Source organism: Sphingopyxis sp. (assembly GCF_036402335.1).
GTDB lineage: Bacteria > Pseudomonadota > Alphaproteobacteria > Sphingomonadales > Sphingomonadaceae > Sphingopyxis.
In genome coordinates this window covers 1-5,411 of sequence record NZ_DASWTD010000393.1, presented here as the reverse complement: position 1 = coordinate 5,411, position 5,411 = coordinate 1, and the positions used below count along the sequence as shown (strand labels likewise).

7 protein-coding genes are annotated in these 5,411 nt (G+C 64.3%); 3 read left to right on the top strand and 4 right to left on the bottom strand.

Going from position 1 to position 5,411, the window contains the following annotated elements; translation table 11 throughout:
- Both mnmE and VGD20_RS12520 read right to left on the bottom strand, forming a co-directional pair.
- Window positions 1–967, bottom strand: a 967-nt coding sequence (gene mnmE, locus VGD20_RS12525) for a tRNA uridine-5-carboxymethylaminomethyl(34) synthesis GTPase MnmE (RefSeq protein WP_331134761.1), incomplete at its 3' end; no start/stop codon positions are given.
- A 32-nt stretch (window positions 968–999) separates the two neighbouring features.
- Entirely contained in the window at window positions 1,000–1,296 is a 297-nt protein-coding gene (locus VGD20_RS12520; protein ID WP_331134760.1) for a DUF6489 family protein, read from the bottom strand.
- A 109-nt stretch (window positions 1,297–1,405) separates the two neighbouring features.
- Between VGD20_RS12520 and VGD20_RS12515 the strand changes: the two genes are divergently transcribed.
- Genes VGD20_RS12515 through VGD20_RS12505 form a run of 3 tightly spaced genes read left to right on the top strand, consistent with a single transcriptional unit; the run spans window position 1,406 to window position 4,104 of the window.
- Complete coding sequence (locus VGD20_RS12515; RefSeq protein WP_331134759.1) at window positions 1,406–2,104, top strand: dienelactone hydrolase family protein; 699 nt, start codon at window positions 1,406–1,408, stop codon at window positions 2,102–2,104.
- Entirely contained in the window at window positions 2,101–2,511 is a 411-nt protein-coding gene (locus VGD20_RS12510; protein WP_331134758.1) for a nuclear transport factor 2 family protein, read from the top strand. The genes VGD20_RS12515 and VGD20_RS12510 overlap by 4 nt, the downstream gene beginning before the upstream one ends.
- Before the next feature lie 15 nt (window positions 2,512–2,526).
- On the top strand, window positions 2,527–4,104 hold the full coding sequence (locus tag VGD20_RS12505) for an FMN-binding glutamate synthase family protein (protein WP_414714573.1): 1,578 nt from the start codon (window positions 2,527–2,529) through the stop codon (window positions 4,102–4,104).
- On the opposite strand, the gene VGD20_RS12500 is transcribed toward VGD20_RS12505, so the two are convergent.
- Entirely contained in the window at window positions 4,101–4,502 is a 402-nt protein-coding gene (locus VGD20_RS12500; RefSeq protein WP_331134757.1) for a DUF1489 domain-containing protein, read from the bottom strand. The genes VGD20_RS12505 and VGD20_RS12500 overlap by 4 nt on opposite strands.
- A 61-nt stretch (window positions 4,503–4,563) precedes the next feature.
- A complete protein-coding gene (locus tag VGD20_RS12495; protein WP_414714574.1) occupies window positions 4,564–5,226 on the bottom strand; it encodes a TerC family protein in 663 nt (220 codons plus the stop codon).
- Between the last annotated feature and the right edge of the window lie 185 nt (window positions 5,227–5,411).

The window sequence follows — 5,411 nt, the reverse complement described above, 5'->3', positions numbered from 1 at the left end:
CCGCGTCGTCGCGCCACCGGTCGGCCTGCGCCGCAATCAGGATCGCACGCGGATGTTCGGGTACCTCCTTGGACGACCCCAGCCACAGCAGGATATCGGCACTCTCGACCGCCGCCCGCGCCCGGTCGATCCCGATCGCTTCGATAACATCGACGCCCTCCCGGCGAATCCCCGCCGTATCCGAAAAGCGCATCGCAATGCCGTCGAGCGCGAGCGGCGTCTCGATCACATCGCGCGTCGTTCCTTCGATCGGCGACACGATCGCCAGCTCGCGCTGCGCCAAGGCATTGATCAAAGTCGATTTTCCGGCGTTTGGCGGTCCAGCGATCACCACCGAAAGCCCCTCGGCGATCGCCTCCGCCGCCGGCCGTGCCAGCCACGCGCCCAGCTCACCCGAAAGTAGCCCCATCCCCGCGATCAAACGCCGCGCGACAGCTTCGCCAACTTCGACATCATCCTCGTCGGCAAAATTCAGTTCGGCCTCGGCCCGCGCCATCAATCCGAGCAACTGGTCCTGCCACGCCGCCACCGCGCGCGACACATGTCCGCTTGCCATCCCCAGCGCCTGTACACGCTGGCTTTCGGTTTCGGCGGCGAGCAGATCGGCAAGCCCCTCGGCTTCGGCCAGATCGATCCGCCCGTTGTCAAAAGCCCGTCGCGTAAACTCTCCCGCGACCGCAGGCCTGAGGTCCGGCATCGCGCCAAGCGCCGCTTCGACCGCAGCCACCACCGCGCGTCCTCCATGCAGGTGCAATTCGGCCAGATCTTCTCCGGTCGCCGTTGCGGGTCCTGGAAACCAGAGAATGAGCGCGCTGTCGAGCGGCTTGCCGTGCACGTCCCTGAGCGCCGCCAGCGACGCATGGCGCGGTTCGGGCAGGCGCCCTGCCAGCGCCTTCAGCGCAGCTCCCGCTTGCGGTCCACTCACGCGCACGACGCCGATCGCTGCCGGCGGCACCCCGCTCGACAACGCAAAAATCGTATCGTTTACAATCGGTTGATTCAGTTCTTGCGTCCCTTGGCGGGCTTTTCATCATCGCCAACGTCAGTCGATTTCGAAACGCCGCCCATCAGGCCCCCACCGAACTGGCCGAGCAGGGATTGGACCAGCCCCAGCCCGCTCTCGCCCATCGGCACCCATGTCTTGACCATCTGCTGGACCATATCGGGCGTGATGCCCTTCGCCATCAGTTCCTTGACGCGGTCGAGATAGATATCGTGCAGCGGTTCGAGATCGGGAAGCCCGACCAGCCGCCGTGCCTCTTCGGGGGTACAATCGATCTCGATATTGAACTTCATCGCCTGTCTCCGCCCCGAAAAATGCCGGTTAGCCGCTTGAGCCATGCCCGCGGCCCCGCTAGCTTCGCGCTTTCACAGCAAAGAAGCAAGAGACAGGAGAGCTCCCCACATGGCCGCGACGAACACCTCGATCCCCGCACTCGACGGGGCAAACGAAATTCCTGCCTATGTTGCCCGTCCCGACGCCGACAGTTCACGCGCGATCATCGTCATTCCCGAAATCTTCGGGGTCAACGCGGGTATTCGCAAGAAATGCGACGACTGGGCCGCCGAAGGTTATCTGGCGATCGCACCCGACATCTTCTGGCGTTTCGCCCCCGGCGTCGAGCTCAACCCCGATGTCGAAGCCGAATTACAGGAAGCCTTCGGCTATTTCGGCCAGTATGACGCCGACGACGGGGTCAAGGATATCGAAGCGGCGATCCGCTGGCTGCATGGCCAAGGTGCGAGCAAGGTCGGCGCAGTGGGCTTCTGCCTCGGCGGTCGCCTCGCCTATATGACGGCGGCGCGCACCGATATCGACGCGTCGGTGGGCTATTATGGCGTCATGATCGACCAGATGCTGAACGAAAGCCACGCGATCGCCCATCCGCTCATGCTCCACATCCCGACCGAGGACCATCTCGTCGATCACGACGCGCAAAAGCGGATCCACGAAGGACTCGGTCCGCATCCCAAGGTAACGCTCCACGACTATCAGGGACTCGATCACGGCTTTGCCGCCACCATGGGCAATCGCCGCAACGAAGAAGGTGCGCAGCTCGCCGATGGCCGCACCCGCGCCTTCTTCGCCGAGCATCTTGCATGAGCGCGCCAAGTGGAGCCGGGGCGGGTCTCGCCGCCTGGCACGCCTATATGGCGGGCGGCGGCGACCCACAGGCCCTGCGCGACCTGCTCGCCGAGGATGCAGTGTTTCACTCTCCGGTCGTCCATACCCCGCAGGAAGGGCGCGACAAGGTCTTCGCCTATCTCCATGCGGCGAGCCACGTCCTTGGCGGCGACGACTTCCGCTATCTGCGCGAGATCGTCGACGGTGATCAGGCGGTACTCGAGTTCCGGAGCAGCCTCGACGGCATCGAGATCAACGGCGTCGACATCATCACGTGGGATGACGACGGAAAGATAATTGATTTCAAAGTGATGGTTCGTCCGCTCAAGGCGATCAACAAGGTCTGGGAGAAGATGGCCGAGATGCTCGCGGCGCAAGCGAGCTGATTGCGGGATAGAGCGGTGGGCCGTTGGATCGCCTTCCCCATCCTCCTCGCCGCCGCGGCGTTCGCGGCCTTGTGGGGGCCCGCGCGCTGGACCCTGTTGCTCTGGGTGCCGCTACTGCTCCTCGCGCTCTACGACGCGTTGCAACGGCACCACAGCCTTCGCCGCAACTTCCCGCTGATCGCCCGCATCCGCTGGCTGTTCGAGGCGTTGCGGCCCTTTCTCTATGCCTATATCGTCGAAAGCCCGCTCGACGGACGCCCCTTTGCGCGCACCGAACGCGACCTTGTATATGCGCGCGCCAAGGGTGAGCTCGACAGCCATCCGTTCGGCACCGAACTCGACGTCTATTCGGACGAATATGAATGGATGAGCCATAGCATCGCGCCGGCCGCCGAGCCCGACCGCACGCAGCGCGTGACCGTCGGCGGCCCGCAATGCACGCGGCCCTACGCCGCCGCGCCGCTCAATATTTCGGCGATGAGTTTCGGTTCGCTCGGCGCCAATGCAATCGAGGCGCTCAATCGGGGCGCCCGGATGGGAAATTTCTATCACGACACCGGCGAAGGCGGCTTTAGCCCCTATCACCGCATCCACGGCGGCGACATCGTCTGGGAACTCGGCAGCGGCTATTTCGGCTGCCGTGACGACGCCGGGCGTTTCGATCCCGAACGCTTTCGCGACACGGCCCAGAACGACCAGATCAGGATGATCGAGATCAAGCTCAGCCAGGGCGCGAAGCCCGGCCACGGCGGTGTGCTTCCGGGACCCAAGGTCAGCGGCGAAATCGCGGCGACACGCGGCGTTCGCGAAGGCCATGATTGCGTCTCGCCAGCATCGCATTCGGCCTTTTCGACCCCGATCGAGATGGTCGAGTGGGCCGCCAAATTACGCGAATATTCGGACGGAAAGCCCGTCGGGATCAAATTATGCGTCGGCCAGCCGCACGAAATTTATGCCGTCATGAAGGCGATGATCGAAACCGGCATTCGCCTCGACTTCATCGTCGTCGACGGTGCCGAGGGCGGCACCGGCGCCGCGCCGGTCGAATTTTCGAACAGCATCGGCATGCCGCTCCGTGAGGGACTCATCTTCGTGCGCAACGCACTCGTCGGCTGCGGACTCAAGGAGGAGATCAAGGTCGCGGCGTCGGGCAAGGTCCATTCGGGCGCCGGGCTCGCGATGAATTGCGCGCTTGGTGCCGACTGGTCGAACGCCGCGCGCGCCTTCATGTTCACCCTCGGCTGCGTCCAGTCGCTCAAATGCCACACCGACCAGTGCCCGACCGGGGTCGCGACGCAAGACCCGGGCCGCCAGCGCGGACTGGTCGTCCAGGACAAGGCCGAGCGCGTACGCCGCTTTCAGGCGGCGACGGTCAACGCCCTCTGGGATATCAGCTCGGCAATGGGGCTCGAATCGCCCTGGCAGATCCAGCCGCACCATCTCCACGAACGCCTCAACTCGGCGCGCTCGGACTCGATCGACCGCATCTATAAATTCTACGCGCGCGGCGTGCTGCTCGAGGATCCGGGGTCGGTCGCAGGCGCGCGTTACTGGGCGATGGCCCGCGCCGACAGCTTCCGCGCGGCGGTCTAGATCAGGCTAAGTTCGGCCAGCTCGCGATAGAGTTCGGGGGGCAGATCGGCGAGCCCGTCGCCCTCATCTACAGCTTTCGGTGCATCGCTGTCGGCAAGGTAGCGCCAGCCCTGATGCGCACGCTTCGGCTGCGGGTGAATCCGCTCGAGCGCGGCCACACAGACGATATCGATCCGTCCGTCGCTCCGGTCGTCGAAGCGCAGGATTTCCACCCGCGCGACGAGCGTGTGCTTGACGATGAAATGCAGCTTGCCGCCGATCAGTTCGTCGGCGCGCTTCGGCTTGAACCGCGTCGTGAAACGGATCTCGCCATCCTGCGCATGGTTGGCGATCCGCGCCTGCAACGCCGGATAGTCGGCGCAGCCGACGGCGACGCGGGTCATATGAAGCTGGGACATGCGCCGAAGATGGGAACGGACAAGAAAAAAGCCAGCCCCGCAAAGGACTGGCTTTTCCTTTTTAGCCGAACAGCGTCCCGATCCCGACGCCGGGGTCGACCCAGCCCTCATAGATCATCTTGACCGCGACATAGACGATCACGGCAAGACCGACATAGGCGATCCAGCGGTAACGCTCGATATATTTGGCAATGATGTTCGCGGCGACACCCATCAGGGCGACGGCAAAGATCAGCCCGACGATCAGGATGCCGGGATGCTCGCGCGCCGCGCCGGCGACCGCGAGCACATTGTCAAGGCTCATCGAGACGTCGGCGACGGCAACCGCCCAGGCGGCACCGGCGAAGCTCTTGGCGGGTTTCAGGCCCGAATGCTCGTCGCCTGCAATCTCGGGCGAGCCGTGCGACTGGCCGGTGTGGCGCAGTTCGCGCCACATTTTCCACGCCACCCAGATCAGCAGCAACCCGCCGACAAAGATCAGCCCGACAATCTGCATCAGCTGCGTCACGACAAGCGCAAAGGCGATGCGGAGTACCAGCGCAGCGAGCACCCCGATCAGGATGACTTTCTTGCGCTGCTCGGCGGGAAGCCCCGCGGCCAGCGCCCCGACCACGATCGCATTGTCGCCCGCGAGCACGAGGTCGATCATCAGCACCTGCAGGAACGCCGCGAAGGCCGCGGGCTCGGTGATGTTCGAGAAATCCTTGACGATCGCGTCCCACATTCCGGCGGGACCGCCGAAACCGCCGGCGTGCGCCGCGGCCTGAGTCAGAAATTCCAAAATCACAGCGGCTCTCCGAAATAGCTGACCTCTGGCATAGGGTCATAAAAATGATGCAGCAACGCCCGCCATTGCTGATAGCGGTCCGATTGCCGGAAGCCGCCCTGGTGATCCTCGACCGACCTCCA